This is a genomic window from Tatumella saanichensis (genome assembly GCF_000439375.1).
GTDB classification, from domain to species: Bacteria; Pseudomonadota; Gammaproteobacteria; order Enterobacterales; family Enterobacteriaceae; genus Tatumella; species Tatumella saanichensis.
The window spans coordinates 83770-98010 of the sequence record NZ_ATMI01000035.1 but is presented as its reverse complement, the minus strand read 5'-3'; the positions used below and the strand labels follow the sequence as shown (position 1 = coordinate 98010).

Sequence of the window (14241 nt, the reverse complement as noted above, 5' to 3'; positions counted from 1 at the left end):
TACTATAGTTTGCGCCCAGTCGCTACAATGTACACTTCACGTGAACGTGAACGTGAAGCGTCAGGCTTCCTGATTTTCACTTTCGTAAACAGGGAGCGAATTTCCCGCAGGTATTCCTCGAAGCCATCTCCCTGAAACACTTTCACTACAAAACTACCGCCCGGCGCAAGGATATCCCGACACATATCTAACGCCAGTTCTACCAGATACATCGAACGTGGAATGTCCACTGCCGGAGTACCGCTCATATTCGGTGCCATATCAGACATGACGACCTGAACTTTATTATCACCAACCCGTTCCATTAACGCAGCCAGTACTGCCTCATCACGGAAGTCGCCTTGGAGGAAGTCCACGCCTACAATAGGGTCCATCGGTAGCAGGTCGCAAGCAATAATGCGCCCTTTCGCCCCGATTTGCTGTACCGCATACTGTGACCAGCCTCCGGGAGCTGCCCCGAGATCCACCACGGTCATACCGGGCTTGAAAAGTCTGTCGCCCTGCTGAATTTCATCCAGCTTAAACCAGGCGCGGGAACGCAGCCCTTTTTTTTGTGCCTGTTGCACATACTTATCGCTAAAGTGTTCCTGAAGCCAGCGACTTGAACTGGCCGAACGCTTTTTACCGGTCATAATTTTTCCAATGAATTCCACAACGTCGCGAGAAATCATCACGAAAGTGTCGTGTTGATTTGGCGATATACCAGAGATGGCGGTAGAATGACCCGTTTTCAATCCCTGACGAAGTAAATAATACGATGAATCTGAGTACCAAACAAAAACAGCACCTAAAAGGTCTGGCCCATCCCCTGAAACCGGTTGTCATGCTGGGCAACAACGGCCTGACTGAAGGTGTTCTGGCGGAAATCGAAAACGCATTGGAACACCATGAACTGATCAAGGTGAAAATTGCCGGTGAAGATCGCGAAACTAAAGCGCTGATCGTTAACGCTATTGTTCGTGAAACCAAGGCCTGCGAAGTGCAGGTGATCGGCAAAGTCCTAGTGCTGTATCGTCGCTCTAAAGAGAACAAAATTTCACTGCCACGCTAACTGTCAGCGTCAGTCAAGTTGCCATGCTCCGGTGTGGGTGAAAAGGCCGCGTTGCGGCCTTTTTTGTGCCTAGCAATCCTGCATTTGTTCTTATGTTAGCATGTCCGGCAGACGGATGTCGCGGCGACAGGCGGTTTTTACGCCTCGCCCTGCCGCACATTTCCCATCAGGATTACAGAAAGTAATTTAAGCGTAGCAAGAGATTACAGGTATTCCACCTTAAGGATCTCATATTCTACGTCCCCACCTGGGGTTTTAATGATCGCAACATCATCGGCCTGTTTTGCGATTAATCCGCGTGCCATCGGTGAATTTACAGAAATCAGATTTTGCTTAAAATCGGCCTCATCATCACCGACGATACGGTAAGTCGATTCTTCATCAGTCGCCGTGTTGTAGACCGTCACTGTGGAGCCAAAAATCACCCGCCCAGTGGCCGGCATTTTAGTGACATCAATGATCTGTGCATTGGACAATTTGGCTTCAATTTCCTGAATACGGCCTTCACAGAAACCTTGCTCTTCGCGGGCCGCATGGTACTCAGCATTTTCTTTTAAATCCCCGTGTTCACGGGCTTCCGCGATTGAGGCAATGATGCGCGGGCGTTTCACGGTTTTCAGTTCTTCCAGCTCAACGCGCAGTTTTTCAGCGCCACGCAGCGTCATAGGAACCTGGCTCATTTTAACTCCTCATTCTGTTAGGTGTGGAAGTGTCATCCTGACGACTCTCTGCAGAGGATAACGTCTGCAACAGGTTATTTTCAGAATAAAACAACCCTGCCCGGGGCACAAATGGCCACAGGCATGGCTTAATTTTTCATTTTGATACGTATTTTACCCCGGAGTTCCCTATGGGTCATCGTTTACTTTGACCTATAAGGGGACGTAGTATTGCGACTTCCTCCGTCACTTAGCCCGAGATTATGCGATTTTTACGACTTATATCAGGATTGACTTTCGCTGTTGCTTTACAAGCCCAAGCTGCCATTCCCATCGAGCAATATACACAATATCTGCCAACCGGGGCCAGTGTGGCATTTCTGGCACAAAAAGTCGGCTCGCAGCAACCTTTGGTAGATTATCACGGTGACCAGATGGCGCTGCCAGCCAGTACCATGAAAATTTTCACCTCACTGGCCGCCCTGCTCGAGCTGGGCAAAGATTTCCGTTTTCATACCACCCTTGAAACCAACGGCAAGATCAGTAACGGTGTGTTACAGGGGGATTTGATCGCCCGCTTTGCCGGTGATCCAAGCTTCACTCGCCAGGACTTGCGGACTATGGTCGCCAGCCTGAAGCGTCAGGGGATCACTCACATCGACGGTAACTTGGTGATCGATACCTCGGTATTTGCCAGCCATGATGCCGCCCCGGGATGGCCGTGGAATGATCTGACCGAATGTTTTGATGCCCCGCCAGGGGCCGCAATTATCGATAAGAACTGTTTCTCGATCGCCCTGTACAGTGCCGATACCCCAGGCAAGAATGCCTATATCCGTATCGCCTCGTATTATCCGGCGCATATGTTCAGCGAAGTCAAAACTATTGCGCCGAATTCCGGCGAAGGACAGTACTGTGAGCTGGACGTCGTGCCTGGTGAACTGAACCGCTATACCCTGACCGGTTGTCTGCGTCAGCGTAAAGATCCACTGCCACTGGCATTTGCCGTGCAGAACGGTGCTGCATGGGCCGGAGAGATCCTACGTGATGAGCTAAAACAGGCAGACATTGATTACAGTGGACATCTGTTGCGCCAGACCCAGCCTACTCCTGCCGGGACGGTACTGGCCAGCCATGATTCGGCGGTGCTTCACGATCTGCTGCACCATATGCTGAAAGTGTCTGACAACATGTATGCAGATACTATTTTCCGCACCATTGGCCACCACTATTTTAACGTACCAGGTACCTATCGTGCGGGCTCCGATGCGGTACGTCGGATCCTGAAAGAGAAAGCCGGTATCGACCTCGGCAATAGCGTGCAGATGGACGGCTCCGGTCTGTCACGTCATGACCTGGTCTCTCCAGCGACCATGATGCAGGCCCTACAGTACATCGGTAAAAACGACAGTACCTTGGATTTTATCAGTATGTTACCGCTGTCCGGCCATGACGGCACCCTGCAATACCGTGGCGGTCTGCATGAAGCTGGCGTAGACGGCAAGCTGTCGGCCAAAACCGGGTCTCTGCAAGGCGTGTATAACCTAGCCGGTTTCCTGACTACCGCCAGTGGCAGCCGAGTCGCCTTTGTGCAGTACCTGTCCGGTTACGCAGTACCGCCGCAGGATATGCGTACCCGCCGTGTACCGCTGGTTCGTTATGAGAGCCGCGTCTACCGCGATCTCTATCAGCAGTACTAAATACTGAGCGTGATACAGCCGCCCCCGGTCATTCTCCGCGGGCGGCTTTTTTTATACCCACAATACGTGAATTAGAAGCGAGTATTGAGGCTCATATAGAAGGTGCGACCCGACTCATTGTAGGTATTTGCCCCAGCACCATACAGATAGCTACTGACACCAGCACCGTTAATTGTCCCAGTGGTCTGCGAGTTACCTTCACGGAAGTGGCGCTTATCAAACAGGTTATCGATGCCGGCAGTGATACTGACATTTTTGGTCGCATCCCAGGTGGCGCTAGCACCGATAATACTGTACGGACTGACTTCGCGGGTGTCCGGATAACTGACTACATTGCCCTGGTAGTCAAGACGCTTTGGTTTCTGGCGGCCATACCAGGTTAAGGTCGTTTGCAGAGAGAGGTCCTCACGGGCCTGCCAGCTGACGCCGGAGTTGAGGGTGAACTGCGGAATAATCGACAGACGATCACCGGTGGTTTTGTTTTTACTCTGCAACATCCAAGTCATGTTGTTATTCCAGTTCACCGTGTCAGTAATTGGAATATTCAGTGTGCCTTCCAGCCCTTCGACTACGGCTTTCGGCACGTTCTCCCATTGGTAGATGCGGGTACCCGAAGCATTAGTGCTTAGCGCGGTGTAACCGGCCTCAATTTTATTACGATAGTCATTACGGAACCAGGTCACACCGGCTTGCAATCCACTATCATTTTTATACTCAAGACCGATCTCTTTATTGACGCTCGTTTCGGCACTGAGGTTATCATTCCCCATTAAATAACACCCAGTTGAGGTCGAACCGTAGCAGCCTTGTCCCTTGCTATAGAGGATATAGTTCGGGTTGGTCTGATAAAGATTCGGCGCTTTGTAGGCTCGGCCAATCCCCATCTTTAAGGTTAGCGTATCGGTCAGGTGCTGTGACAGATTCAGTGATGGGCTCCAGTTATTACCGGCAATGGAGTGATGATCAAAACGTAGCGCCGGGGTCAGCACAGTACTGTCAGTCAAGTCGATATTATCTTCGGCAAACAGTGAGAAAATCTCCGCACTGCTATAAGGGTCGCGCCCGCTGCTGCTGGTACCGTCGATCGCTCCACCAGTATTGCTGCCAGTCAGGGACTGACCGATAGAGACCCCGTCTTTCATCTTCTGCTGATTCCATTCCGTGCCCAGCGTCAGGTTCTGCTCCACTCCAAGGGTAAACGGAATACTGACTTCACTGTGCAGCAGTACATCACTGAGATCGATATCCGAGAAACCTGCATTGGTATTAAAGATCCCCTCGGTTCCACCGGCCAGTCCTTCGGTGATCCGTGAGTTACGGGTACGCTCATACTGCGCATAGGTGTTAGTGCTGATGCCGTTATCCCAGACCCCGGTCCAGGTCAGCGCATAATCCTGACGATAGATGCGATTGGTCTCCTTGCCGTACATCTCTTTGACATAGGAAGAGGTATTGGTATTTTGCGTGTCACCGGCATAGAGGTTGCCCTGACGACTCGTGCCCGCCTCAAACTCCAAATGCTGGTTGTGTGCAAATTCCCAGTTCAGTTTGCCGTGTAGATCCTTATTGATCACCCCTTCCCGACCGGCGGGAAAACTGCCAGCATAACTGCCAGTACGATCCGCGGCATGGTCTTTGTTAATGTCCCACGCATCGGCTTGGGTTTTATCCAAATTCCCCCACAGGCTGAGGGTCAGGTTATCGGCGACCGGTCCCATCAGGCTAAAGTTGGTTCGCTTGGTTGAACCTTCAGATTTATGCTGCGGCGCATTCAAATAGGTGTTCCAAGAACCGTGCCACTGATTGGTCGCCTGTTTAGTGACAATATTTACCACTCCGCCCATCGCACCGTTACCATAACGGACCGCCGCCGGGCCGCGGATCACTTCAATACGCTCAATCATCTCCGGTGGCACCCAGTTGGTGTCGCCACGGGTATCCCGCTCACCACGCCAGCCAAAACGAACCGAGTTACGGCTGGAGACCGGTTTGCCGTCGATAAGGATCAGGGTATTTTCCGGCCCCATTCCTCGGATATCCACCTGACGGTTATTGCCGCGCTGACCACTGGTCGAGTTACCGGTTAGGTTGACGCCAGGCATCTTACGGATCACCTCAGAGACATCACGGGCGGGGGGATTTTTACGGATCTCATCAGCGGTAATGGTCGAGACACCGGGTGCCTGCAAGTTTTGCTGACGAGCGGTCACCACCAGAGTCCCACTGTCAGTGTCGGCGGCACTGGCTTTTTGCTCACCACTGACCTGCGGCTGATCACTGGCAGTATTGTCCGTGGAGGTGGTGCCGGCGGCACCTGCCTGCGCGGAGAGGAAGAATAATTCAAGACAAATCGCTGCAGAAAGACGGGAAAGTTTTTTCATTATCATGATCCTGCCCTCTCTCATTGGATGCCCGGAAAGAGGGGTCGTTTGTTAAGCCACCAGAGGTTCAGGGTCTGTGGATTGCCGGAGAGTCAACGCTGCGCCGGTCACAGCACGGTATGTTCGTGGGCTGAGGGCAACTAGAAAATCGGTCACCACAGACAGGAAATAGACTATTGCAAATGGAAATGATTATCAATAGTATTATTAATTACAATTTCTTTGGTTAATTGATGATCTGTCTGATGACTCTGCCTGAATGGTTTGGTCCCTCCGCCGGCAGCCCCGGGTGGTGGTCTGAACAGCAAAAATATTCCCTCCCGCGCATCGAGCCGTTGGAAAACCACCAGTGCCGTATCACTTTTCTGTGGCGTGATCCGGCCGGGACCGAAAAGACTTCTGACTGCCAGCGGGTGTGGATCAATATTACCGGTGTCACCGACCACCACCAGCCTGCCCCTCCCTGTTCATTGGAGCGTCTGCCCGGCAGCGATCTATGGTTCTGGCAGACCCTTCTCCCGTCCGACTGGCGTGGCAGTTACTGCCTGATCCCGTCCACGTCACCGCAGGGGCCGGATGCCGCTAGCCCTGGCGAACAGCGTCGGATGTGGTGGCGGGAACAATTCCATCATGCCATTGCCGATCCACTGAATCCGCTACGTTCCTGGCGGGGAGGACGGGGTATGGAGGTATCAGCATTGCATCTGCCAGATGCTCCTCCACAACCGGAGTGGCAAGCGACCGATCAGCATCAGCAACCGCCCGTCAGGACGAGATCCCTATTATGGGAGAGTTCACGACTGGCCAACCGCCGCACCGTAAGCCTACTGGAAACCGGAGAGTGCCGATCTGCGCAACGGCCACTGGTGCTATTACTCGATGGCGAGTTTTGGCTGACCTCAATGCCGCTGGCAGCACCGCTGCAGACACTGACCACGCAACAGCAACTGCCGTCCGCCATTTATCTGTTTATCGACGCCATTGACCGCACCCATCGTAGTCTGGAACTGCCCTGTTATCCGGCTTTCTGGGAAGCGGTACAGGATGAATTACTGCCCTTGGTCAGCGCACATACTGGCTGGCTGGCGGCGGCTGAACGCACCCTAGTCGTTGGCCAAAGCTTTGGCGGGCTGTCGGCGGTGTACGCCACCCTGAACTGGCCACAATGCTTTGGTCAGGCCGTTAGCCTGTCTGGATCTTTCTGGTGGCCATCACGGGGAGAAACGCACGGACAACTGATCTCCCAAGTAATACGACAGAGGTTCCCCGCCGCACCACGACGCCTGTGGCTGGAGGCGGGTAAACGGGAGCCGGCGGTCTGTCAGGCCAATCAAATGCTGTATCAGGCCCTGCAACAACATCAGATCAACAGCTGTCTGACTTTGACAGAAGGCGGTCACGATGCGCTGTGCTGGCGCGGCGGTTTACTCAACGGACTGCGTGATCTACTGACCACGCCGATTTCTTCCTCTTTGCTATCCGCTACAGGTGACGGAGACTGATATGGAGCTGCTCCATCCTTTCGATCAACCACAGATGACCGGTTACGTGCTGCAAAATCCACAGGGCCATTACAGCCTATGGCCGGAAAACGTTGCCCTGCCTATGGGTTGGCAACCGGTTTTCGGGCCGCAATCCAATACTGACTGTCTGGAGTGGCTGGAAAGACACTGGCCGGATATCCGACCCGCTGCTACATAATCCTTGGGAACACATCATGACTGAACATCTCTCTCCGCTGCCATTGGTCGCCGCCCAGCCGGGTATCTGGCTGGCCGATCAGCTTTCTCCCCATGCTAATGCCTACGCGGTGGCCCATCTGATTAAGATCCCAGGGGCGTTGCAACTGCCGGAAATGCTGAACGCTATCACCGCAGGTCTGGCAGAAGCCGATACCTTGCATATGCAGTATGCCGAAACCGACGGCGAGGTGACCCAGTCGCTGGGCGGCGCAGCCGTGCCAGAGACTGAAGTCTTAGATTTACGTCTCGCCAGCTTTCCCCAGCAGGCAGCTACTGCGCTGATTGAAGAAGATTTAAACAATGATTTACGGCTGAAAAAGGGTAAACCCCGCTATCGCCAGATGCTGATGCGTACCGCCGACAACCAGTGGCTGTGGTATCAGCGTTATCACCATATCGATATCGATGGTTTCAGCTTTGCCGCTCTGACTCGGCGAATTGCCGATATTTACAGTGCAAACGTCCAAGGCAGTGATCCCGGCCCTTCGCCTTTTACGCCATTCAGCGCTGTGGTCACTGAATATCTGGACTACCAGCAGTCAGCGGCTTATCAGCGGGACAGCCAATACTGGCAAGAGAAAGTCGCAACCTTACCGGCGGCGAACAGTCTGTCAGAACTGCCGCTGGCCGGGCAGGCCCCTGCCAGCGGACCGCTTCGCTGCACGCTGACACTGTCTGCAGCTGAGCTGGCACCGTTATACCACGCGACGGCAGCACAGCAACTGACAGAGACCGAAACTGCCGTGGCACTGGTCGCGCTGTGGCTGGCACGTCTGAGCGGTGGCTTACCCTACTGCGCCGGATTTATTTTTATGCGCCGTCTCGGCTCCGCTGCCCTCACTGCCAGCGGTCCGGTGATCAATGTGTTACCCATGGCGGTGGACTACCACCCGGACATTACTCTGGCAGAATTGGCCACTCGGCTGGCGCGGGAGATTAAAACCAACCGCCGCCATCAGCGTTTTAATTCCGAGCAGTTAATGCGCGAGGCTGGCCGCCACGGCGACAGCGCACCGCTGTATGGGCCAGTGATAAACGTCAAAATGTTTGATTATCAGGCCACGTTTGCTGGGATCTGTGCTGAAACCGAGCACCTGGCCTCAGGACCGGTACGCGATCTGGAAATCGCACTGTTCCCTGAGCAGAATGGCGCTCTGACCCTTGAACTGCTGGCAAATCCGCAGCGTTATACTGCTGTGCAACTGGATGCGCATCTGCAGCGGTTGCCGCCACTGATCACGCAATTTGGCCGACAGCCGGCACAAAAATGCGGAGAAGTTGAGATTGTTACCGAATCAGAGCGGCAACAGATAAGCGCTCTCAATCAGACTATTCATCCCCTGCCACCGGCAACCTTATTCAGTCTGTTACAGCAGCAGGCGCAGGCAACCCCACTGGCCCTCGCACTCTATGATAGGGACTGTCGCCTGACCTACCAACAGATGCATCAGCAAGTATTAACCTTGGCGCAACACCTGTCAGACGCCGGAGCCGGTCGTGGCGATATTATTGCAGTGGCTCTACCGCGTTCGGTGCGGTTATCACTGACCTTACAAGCTATCGTCGCCATTGGTGCAATCTGGCTACCGTTGGATACCGGTTATCCCGACCAGCGCCTGCAAATGATGCTGGAGGATGCGGCCCCAGTGCTAGTGGTCACCGAACCCGAACTGGAGGAACGTTTTGCGCAACTGAGTGCCGTGCCGTGTCTGCACTATGCTGGGCTGCTGCCAGCCTGTACGGCCCCGCAGACGTTTACATCACCGCGCCCCGAAGACGGTGCCTACTTGATCTACACCTCCGGCTCTACTGGCCGTCCAAAGGGCGTGCTAGTCAGTCATCAAGCCATCGTTAACCGGCTGTTATGGATGCAAGACAGCTATCCACTCAACGCCCATGATGTGGTGCTACAAAAAACACCATCGGGTTTTGATGTGTCGGTGTGGGAATTTTTCTGGCCGCTGATCACCGGTGCACAACTGATGATGGCACCGCCGGAGGCACACCGTGACCCAGAAATCCTGCTACAACTGATCCTGGATTACCGCATCAGTACCCTGCATTTTGTCCCTTCAATGCTATCGGCTTTCGTCAGTGCCCTTTGCACAGACAGTGCCGAGCGACTGCAGCATCAGTTGAAACAGGTGTTCTGCAGCGGTGAAGCCCTGCCTACTTCCCTGGCCCGTCACTGGCAGGCTCTCTGCTCGGTACCGCTCCACAATCTGTACGGACCGACAGAAGCGGCGGTGGATGTCAGTAGTTATCCAGCTTATGGTCCAGCCTTGACGGCAGTGACCGGTAATACCGTACCGATTGGCTATCCGGTGTGGAATACCGCTTTGCATATTCTCGATAATCGCTTACAGCCCCTGCCGATCGGTGTCGCTGGAGAGCTGTGGCTGAGCGGAGTTCAGCTGGCCATCGGCTATCTCGGCCGCCCCTCGCTGACGGCCTCGCGGTTCGTCGCCCTCCCCGGCGGCAATGGCGAACGGATGTACCGTACCGGCGATATTGTCCGTCGTCTCGAGAATGGTGCCATTGAATATCTGGGACGTAATGATGATCAGCTAAAGATCCGTGGACAGCGTATTGAGTTGACCGAGATCGATCACCAGCTACTGGCACTGCCTGGGGTAACCCAGGCAGTGACTCTGGCTCGTACATTGGGTAAAACAACTCAGACATTTGAAGACGCTCGTCAGTTAGTGGCCTATGTGATCGGTGATAATCTGCCAGATAGCCAACAGTTACGCGCCACGTTAGAAAAAATCTTACCGCCGCCGATGGTACCGGTCGCTATCGTTGAAATGGAGACATTCCCGCTGAGCCCCAACGGTAAGTTGGATCGCAATGCCTTGCCACTGCCCACCCTTAGCAGTGACACCCCGCAGCGGGCACCGGCACCTGGCCTCGAGACTCAGATTGCCCAAGCCTTCGCCGCACTGCTACAGCGTGACGATATTTCCGCAGACAGTGACTTCTTTGCCCTCGGCGGTCACTCATTGCTTGCCATGCGCCTGGCAGCACAGTTGCGTCAACAGGTCGCACAGCCGGTGACTGTCGGACAGATTATGGTGGCCTCAACGGTAGAGAAACTGGCAGCGGTACTGACCGCACCGGACAGTATGGATAGTCGGCACAGCGGACGGGGTGAATTGCTACCCCTGCGTCAGGGAGAAGGACCGACGCTGTTCTGCTTCCACCCAGCCTCGGGCTTTGCTTGGCAGTTCAGCATCCTTAATCGCTATCTTGATCGCCGTTGGTCAATAACCGGCATTCAATCTCCCACTGCTCAAGGTGCCCTGGGTCGCAGTCAGAATATTGAGCAACTCTGTGATGCCCATCTGCAACAGGTCCGGGCGCAGCAACCCCACGGCCCTTATTATTTTATCGGGTATTCCTTGGGAGGCACCCTGGCTCAGGGGATCGCCGCACGTCTGGAAGCAGCCGGTGAAACGGTGGCTTTCCTCGGGTTACTGGATACCTGGCCACCGGAATCTCAGCGCTGGCAGGAGCGTCAGGGAGAGGCTCAGACCGATCCACAGGTGTTAGAAGAGGTGGAGCGGGAACGGCAGGCCTTTATGGCCAGCCAGCGTACCCAAGCGGGAGAAGAGATGGCGGAAATGTTCGACACCATCAGTGCCAATTACGCCAATGCGGTGCGCTTATTGGCCACAGCACGCAGCGCCGTGTTTCATGGCAAGGCAACGCTGTTTGTGGCAGAAAAAACCCGCCAGCCAGAAATGAACGCTGCAATAAGCTGGGCTCCTTTCCTACCTGACACTGAGGTGATTCCGGTGAATTGTTGTCACGCGGAGATCTTTGCGCCAGCCGTCTTCGATGAGATTGGCCCGCAACTGGCCCGTCGCTTGTCAGTACTGCTGCCCTAAGCCGTAATTTCCCCCAGCGGTACGATGCCGCGGGGGGAATTATCAGCGACCGACCGGGATCACCAGCGGCGTGCCCGCGACGGGGTCGCTGATAATCACCGACTTAAGACCGTAGACCTGCTCTATCAGTTCCGCCGTCACAATCTCCTGCGGTTTCCCCTGCGCTACAATTTTCCCGTCACGCATGGCGATCAGATGACCGGCATAACGGCAGGCATGATTCAGTTCGTGTAGCACCACCACCAGTGTACGGCCATGCTGTCGGTTGAGATCGCGCATCAATTCCATCAGTTCTATCTGATGACTGATATCCAACCAGGTAGTAGGTTCATCCAGTAACAGTAACGGCGTCTGCTGCGCCAACACCATGGCAATCCATGCCCGCTGCCGCTGGCCGCCAGATAAGGTCTCTACGCTTTGATCCGCCAAAGACTCAATACGGGTCGCTTTCATGGCCTGCTCGACCGCCTGCTGGTCAGCGATAGAAGGACGGCTGAACAGGCTCTGCCACGGATAGCGCCCGCGAGACACCAGCTCGCGGACAGTAATGCCAGCCGGCGTCGTCGGGGACTGTGGCAGTAATCCCAGTTGTCGAGCAATGGCTTTGGTCGCGTATTCCTTTATATCTCGGTCATTCAGCAGTACCCGTCCGGACTGTGGCGTTATAAGACGGCTCAGAGTGCGTAACAGTGTTGATTTACCACAGGCATTAGGACCGATAATCACGGTGATTTCACCGGCCGGGATCTGTACCGATAGGTCGTCAATAATAATTTTTTGATCGTATCCCAGCGTCAGATGTTCTGTTGCCAGTGGCGATAAGCTGTCGGTCATTTTCGACGCGCCTCCTTGAACAGTAATCCCATTAAATACACTCCTCCTACACTGACGGTAACCACCCCTACTGGCAGTTGGTAGGGGATAAACAGATGGCTGGCCAGATAATCCGCGGCGCTTAGCAGCACTGCGCCGCACAGAGCGCTAAGGAGGAGTGAATGGGGTCGCCCGCCGCCCAACCGTTCGGCAATCCGTGGCGCGATCAGCGCCACAAAAGAGACCGGCCCGATCAGCGCGGTAGACACTGCGGTGAGTATGACCCCGCAGGCCATTAACGTCAGTCGGCTACGATGGGCAGGGACCCCTAGCGCGACGGCCATATCGTCCCCCATCTCCAGTAATCGTAAACGTCTGACCAGGCTGGCGGTCACCAGTAGCGTCAGCAGGATAATCATAGCCACCGCAGGCAGCATCTTCCAACTGATACCGTTCAGTGAACCGGCACTCCACAATCCTGCCGATAGCGCAGTTTCCAAGCTGGTATTGGTCATCAGCCAGCTGTTTAAGGACATCAACAACGCACGGATACCGATACCAATCAGGATCAAGCGGAAGGTGGTGATCCCCTGCCGCCAAGAAAATAGAAAGACCACAACAGCGGTCATCAGCCCCCCGACCAGAGCCGCCAGGGCTAACAGTGACGGTTGGCCCGGTAGCCATACCATCACCAGTAACACCGCGGAGAATGCGCCGGTGTTAAAACCGAGGATATCTGGGCTTCCCAGCGGATTTCGTAATAACGACTGAAACAAGGCACCGCTCACAGCCAGTGCCGCCCCGGTCATCAGGGCTGCTAACAAGCGTGGCAGACGCCACTCACTGACCACCAGCATAATGCCTTTCGGCGCTTCACCAGTGACTACCTGCCATAATTGTGCTGCGCTCAGAGAGAGCGTGCCCCGGGTGAGGGTCAGAAAACAGATTGCCCCTATCACCACTAGCAGCATCACAAGGTTGCGGGTCATACTGTCTCCCGTGACAGACGTCGGGCCAGTAATATCAATACTGGTGCGCCGATAAGCCCAGCCACTACCGATACCCGTAACTCCCCCACCACCAAAAAGCGGCCGAGAATATCCGCGGTCAGTAGCAGACAGGGGGTCACCAGTAGGGTGACCGGCAGCATCCGCCGATGGTCAGCACCGATAAGAAAGCGGGCCAGATGCGGCGCCATCAGACCAATAAACGTGATAGGGCCAGTTAGGGCGGTTGCCGCACCAGACAGCAGTGCGACGGCCCCTAGCCCCAACATCCGGGTACGGGTCACCCGGGTTCCGAGGCTGGTCGCCAGTTCATCCCCCATACTCAAATTATTGAGGGCCGTGCCCATGGATAAGGTGATCAGACTGCCAGCAACCACCGCGGGGGTCAGTATCTGTAAGGTGCTAAAGCCACGAATATCCAATGAGCCACTTAGCCAGAAACGGAGATGATCATAAATATCAGGGTTCATCAGGGACAGTCCATTGGTCAGTCCTTCCAGTACTGCCGCTAGTGCTACACCGGCCAGAGTGAGTCTAAGGGGTGAAGCATGGCTGCCCGCCGCCGCACCAGTTACGCTGATAATAAGCAGAGCTATCAGTGCTCCGCTGAAAGCAAAGCCCAACCAGACCAACGGTGAGGCGGCGCCGGTCAAGAGCAGTCCGAGAACAATGGCGAAAGAGGCCCCGGCGTTGATCCCTAAAATTCCGCTATCTGCTAGGGGGTTACGGGTGAGGGTTTGCAGTAAGCTGCCGGAAAGCCCTAGGGCAACCCCAGCGACCAGGCCCGCCAAGGTGCGGGGCAAACGGGAATAACGTATTAAGGTACAATTTTGTGATAGACAGTCAGCTCCGCCGAACAGCGCCTGCCAGCTATCGCCAAAGGGAATAGATTTTGCCCCCACCAGCAGGCTGATCACCATCAGTCCGGCGAGTAGAAGTGTGAGTACACCGATTAAAAGAGATAGACGCATAACGTAACAGGCCTCAAGACAGTCTCT

Annotated in this window: 11 protein-coding genes; 5 read left to right on the top strand and 6 right to left on the bottom strand. The window is 54.7% G+C overall.

Annotation, left to right across the window (positions count from 1 at the left end; genetic code table 11):
• Positions 1-2: 2 nt before the first annotated feature.
• Positions 3-632, bottom strand: coding sequence for a 23S rRNA (uridine(2552)-2'-O)-methyltransferase RlmE (rlmE, locus tag DW47_RS0110130; protein ID WP_029686325.1), 630 nt, complete (start codon positions 630-632; stop codon positions 3-5).
• A 125-nt stretch (positions 633-757) separates the two neighbouring features.
• On the opposite strand from rlmE, the gene yhbY reads away from it, so the two are divergent.
• Positions 758-1051 carry a ribosome assembly RNA-binding protein YhbY gene (gene yhbY, locus DW47_RS0110125; RefSeq protein WP_029686324.1) on the top strand — a complete coding sequence of 98 codons (294 nt, stop codon included), beginning with the start codon at positions 758-760 and terminating at the stop codon, positions 1049-1051.
• 203 nt (positions 1052-1254) lie between these two features.
• Here the strand turns inward: yhbY and greA are convergent, their stop codons facing one another.
• Entirely contained in the window at positions 1255-1731 is a 477-nt protein-coding gene (gene greA / locus DW47_RS0110120; protein WP_029686323.1) for a transcription elongation factor GreA, read from the bottom strand.
• Positions 1732-1973: 242 nt separating this feature from the next.
• On the opposite strand from greA, the gene dacB reads away from it, so the two are divergent.
• Positions 1974-3410: a serine-type D-Ala-D-Ala carboxypeptidase gene (gene dacB / locus DW47_RS0110115; RefSeq protein WP_029686322.1), complete on the top strand. Its 1437-nt coding sequence runs from the start codon at positions 1974-1976 to the stop codon at positions 3408-3410.
• Between the two features lie 71 nt (positions 3411-3481).
• Here dacB and DW47_RS0110110 read toward each other — a convergent pair whose 3' ends face one another.
• Entirely contained in the window at positions 3482-5791 is a 2310-nt protein-coding gene (locus tag DW47_RS0110110; protein ID WP_071846637.1) for a TonB-dependent siderophore receptor, read from the bottom strand.
• Between the two features lie 245 nt (positions 5792-6036).
• Between DW47_RS0110110 and fes the strand changes: the two genes are divergently transcribed.
• Genes fes through DW47_RS0110095 form a run of 3 tightly spaced genes read left to right on the top strand, consistent with a single transcriptional unit; the run spans position 6037 to position 11423 of the window.
• The gene (gene fes, locus DW47_RS0110105) at positions 6037-7293 is read left to right on the top strand and encodes an enterochelin esterase (protein WP_029686320.1); all 1257 of its coding nucleotides are present in this window, start codon (positions 6037-6039) and stop codon (positions 7291-7293) included.
• Between the two features lies 1 nt (position 7294).
• Positions 7295-7492 carry an MbtH family protein gene (locus DW47_RS0110100; protein WP_029686319.1) on the top strand — a complete coding sequence of 66 codons (198 nt, stop codon included), beginning with the start codon at positions 7295-7297 and terminating at the stop codon, positions 7490-7492.
• A gap of 16 nt (positions 7493-7508) precedes the next feature.
• Complete coding sequence (locus DW47_RS0110095) at positions 7509-11423, top strand: non-ribosomal peptide synthetase (protein WP_029686318.1); 3915 nt, start codon at positions 7509-7511, stop codon at positions 11421-11423.
• Positions 11424-11465: 42 nt separating this feature from the next.
• On the opposite strand, the gene DW47_RS0110090 is transcribed toward DW47_RS0110095, so the two are convergent.
• From DW47_RS0110090 to DW47_RS0110080, 3 genes are read right to left on the bottom strand one after another with little or no spacing between them, the layout of a single operon-like run.
• A complete protein-coding gene (locus DW47_RS0110090) occupies positions 11466-12257 on the bottom strand; it encodes an ABC transporter ATP-binding protein (protein WP_029686317.1) in 792 nt (263 codons plus the stop codon).
• Entirely contained in the window at positions 12254-13225 is a 972-nt protein-coding gene (gene fepG, locus DW47_RS0110085; RefSeq protein WP_029686316.1) for an iron-enterobactin ABC transporter permease, read from the bottom strand. Before fepG ends, DW47_RS0110090 begins: the two co-directional genes overlap by 4 nt.
• Positions 13222-14214 (bottom strand): Fe(3+)-siderophore ABC transporter permease, encoded by a 993-nt coding sequence (locus DW47_RS0110080; protein WP_029686315.1) that lies wholly within the window; start codon positions 14212-14214, stop codon positions 13222-13224. Before DW47_RS0110080 ends, fepG begins: the two co-directional genes overlap by 4 nt.
• Positions 14215-14241: the final 27 nt, after the last annotated feature.

Coding starts and splice junctions, on each gene's coding strand:
- DW47_RS0110110 (WP_071846637.1), bottom strand. CDS start 5,791: ATGAAAAAACTTTCCCGTCTTTCTGCAGCGATTTGTCTTGAATTATTC.
- yhbY (WP_029686324.1), top strand. CDS start 758: ATGAATCTGAGTACCAAACAAAAACAGCACCTAAAAGGTCTGGCCCAT.
- fes (WP_029686320.1), top strand. CDS start 6,037: ATGACTCTGCCTGAATGGTTTGGTCCCTCCGCCGGCAGCCCCGGGTGG.
- rlmE (WP_029686325.1), bottom strand. CDS start 632: ATGACCGGTAAAAAGCGTTCGGCCAGTTCAAGTCGCTGGCTTCAGGAA.
- DW47_RS0110100 (WP_029686319.1), top strand. CDS start 7,295: ATGGAGCTGCTCCATCCTTTCGATCAACCACAGATGACCGGTTACGTG.
- DW47_RS0110090 (WP_029686317.1), bottom strand. CDS start 12,257: ATGACCGACAGCTTATCGCCACTGGCAACAGAACATCTGACGCTGGGA.
- greA (WP_029686323.1), bottom strand. CDS start 1,731: ATGAGCCAGGTTCCTATGACGCTGCGTGGCGCTGAAAAACTGCGCGTT.
- DW47_RS0110095 (WP_029686318.1), top strand. CDS start 7,509: ATGACTGAACATCTCTCTCCGCTGCCATTGGTCGCCGCCCAGCCGGGT.
- dacB (WP_029686322.1), top strand. CDS start 1,974: ATGCGATTTTTACGACTTATATCAGGATTGACTTTCGCTGTTGCTTTA.
- fepG (WP_029686316.1), bottom strand. CDS start 13,225: ATGACCCGCAACCTTGTGATGCTGCTAGTGGTGATAGGGGCAATCTGT.
- DW47_RS0110080 (WP_029686315.1), bottom strand. CDS start 14,214: ATGCGTCTATCTCTTTTAATCGGTGTACTCACACTTCTACTCGCCGGA.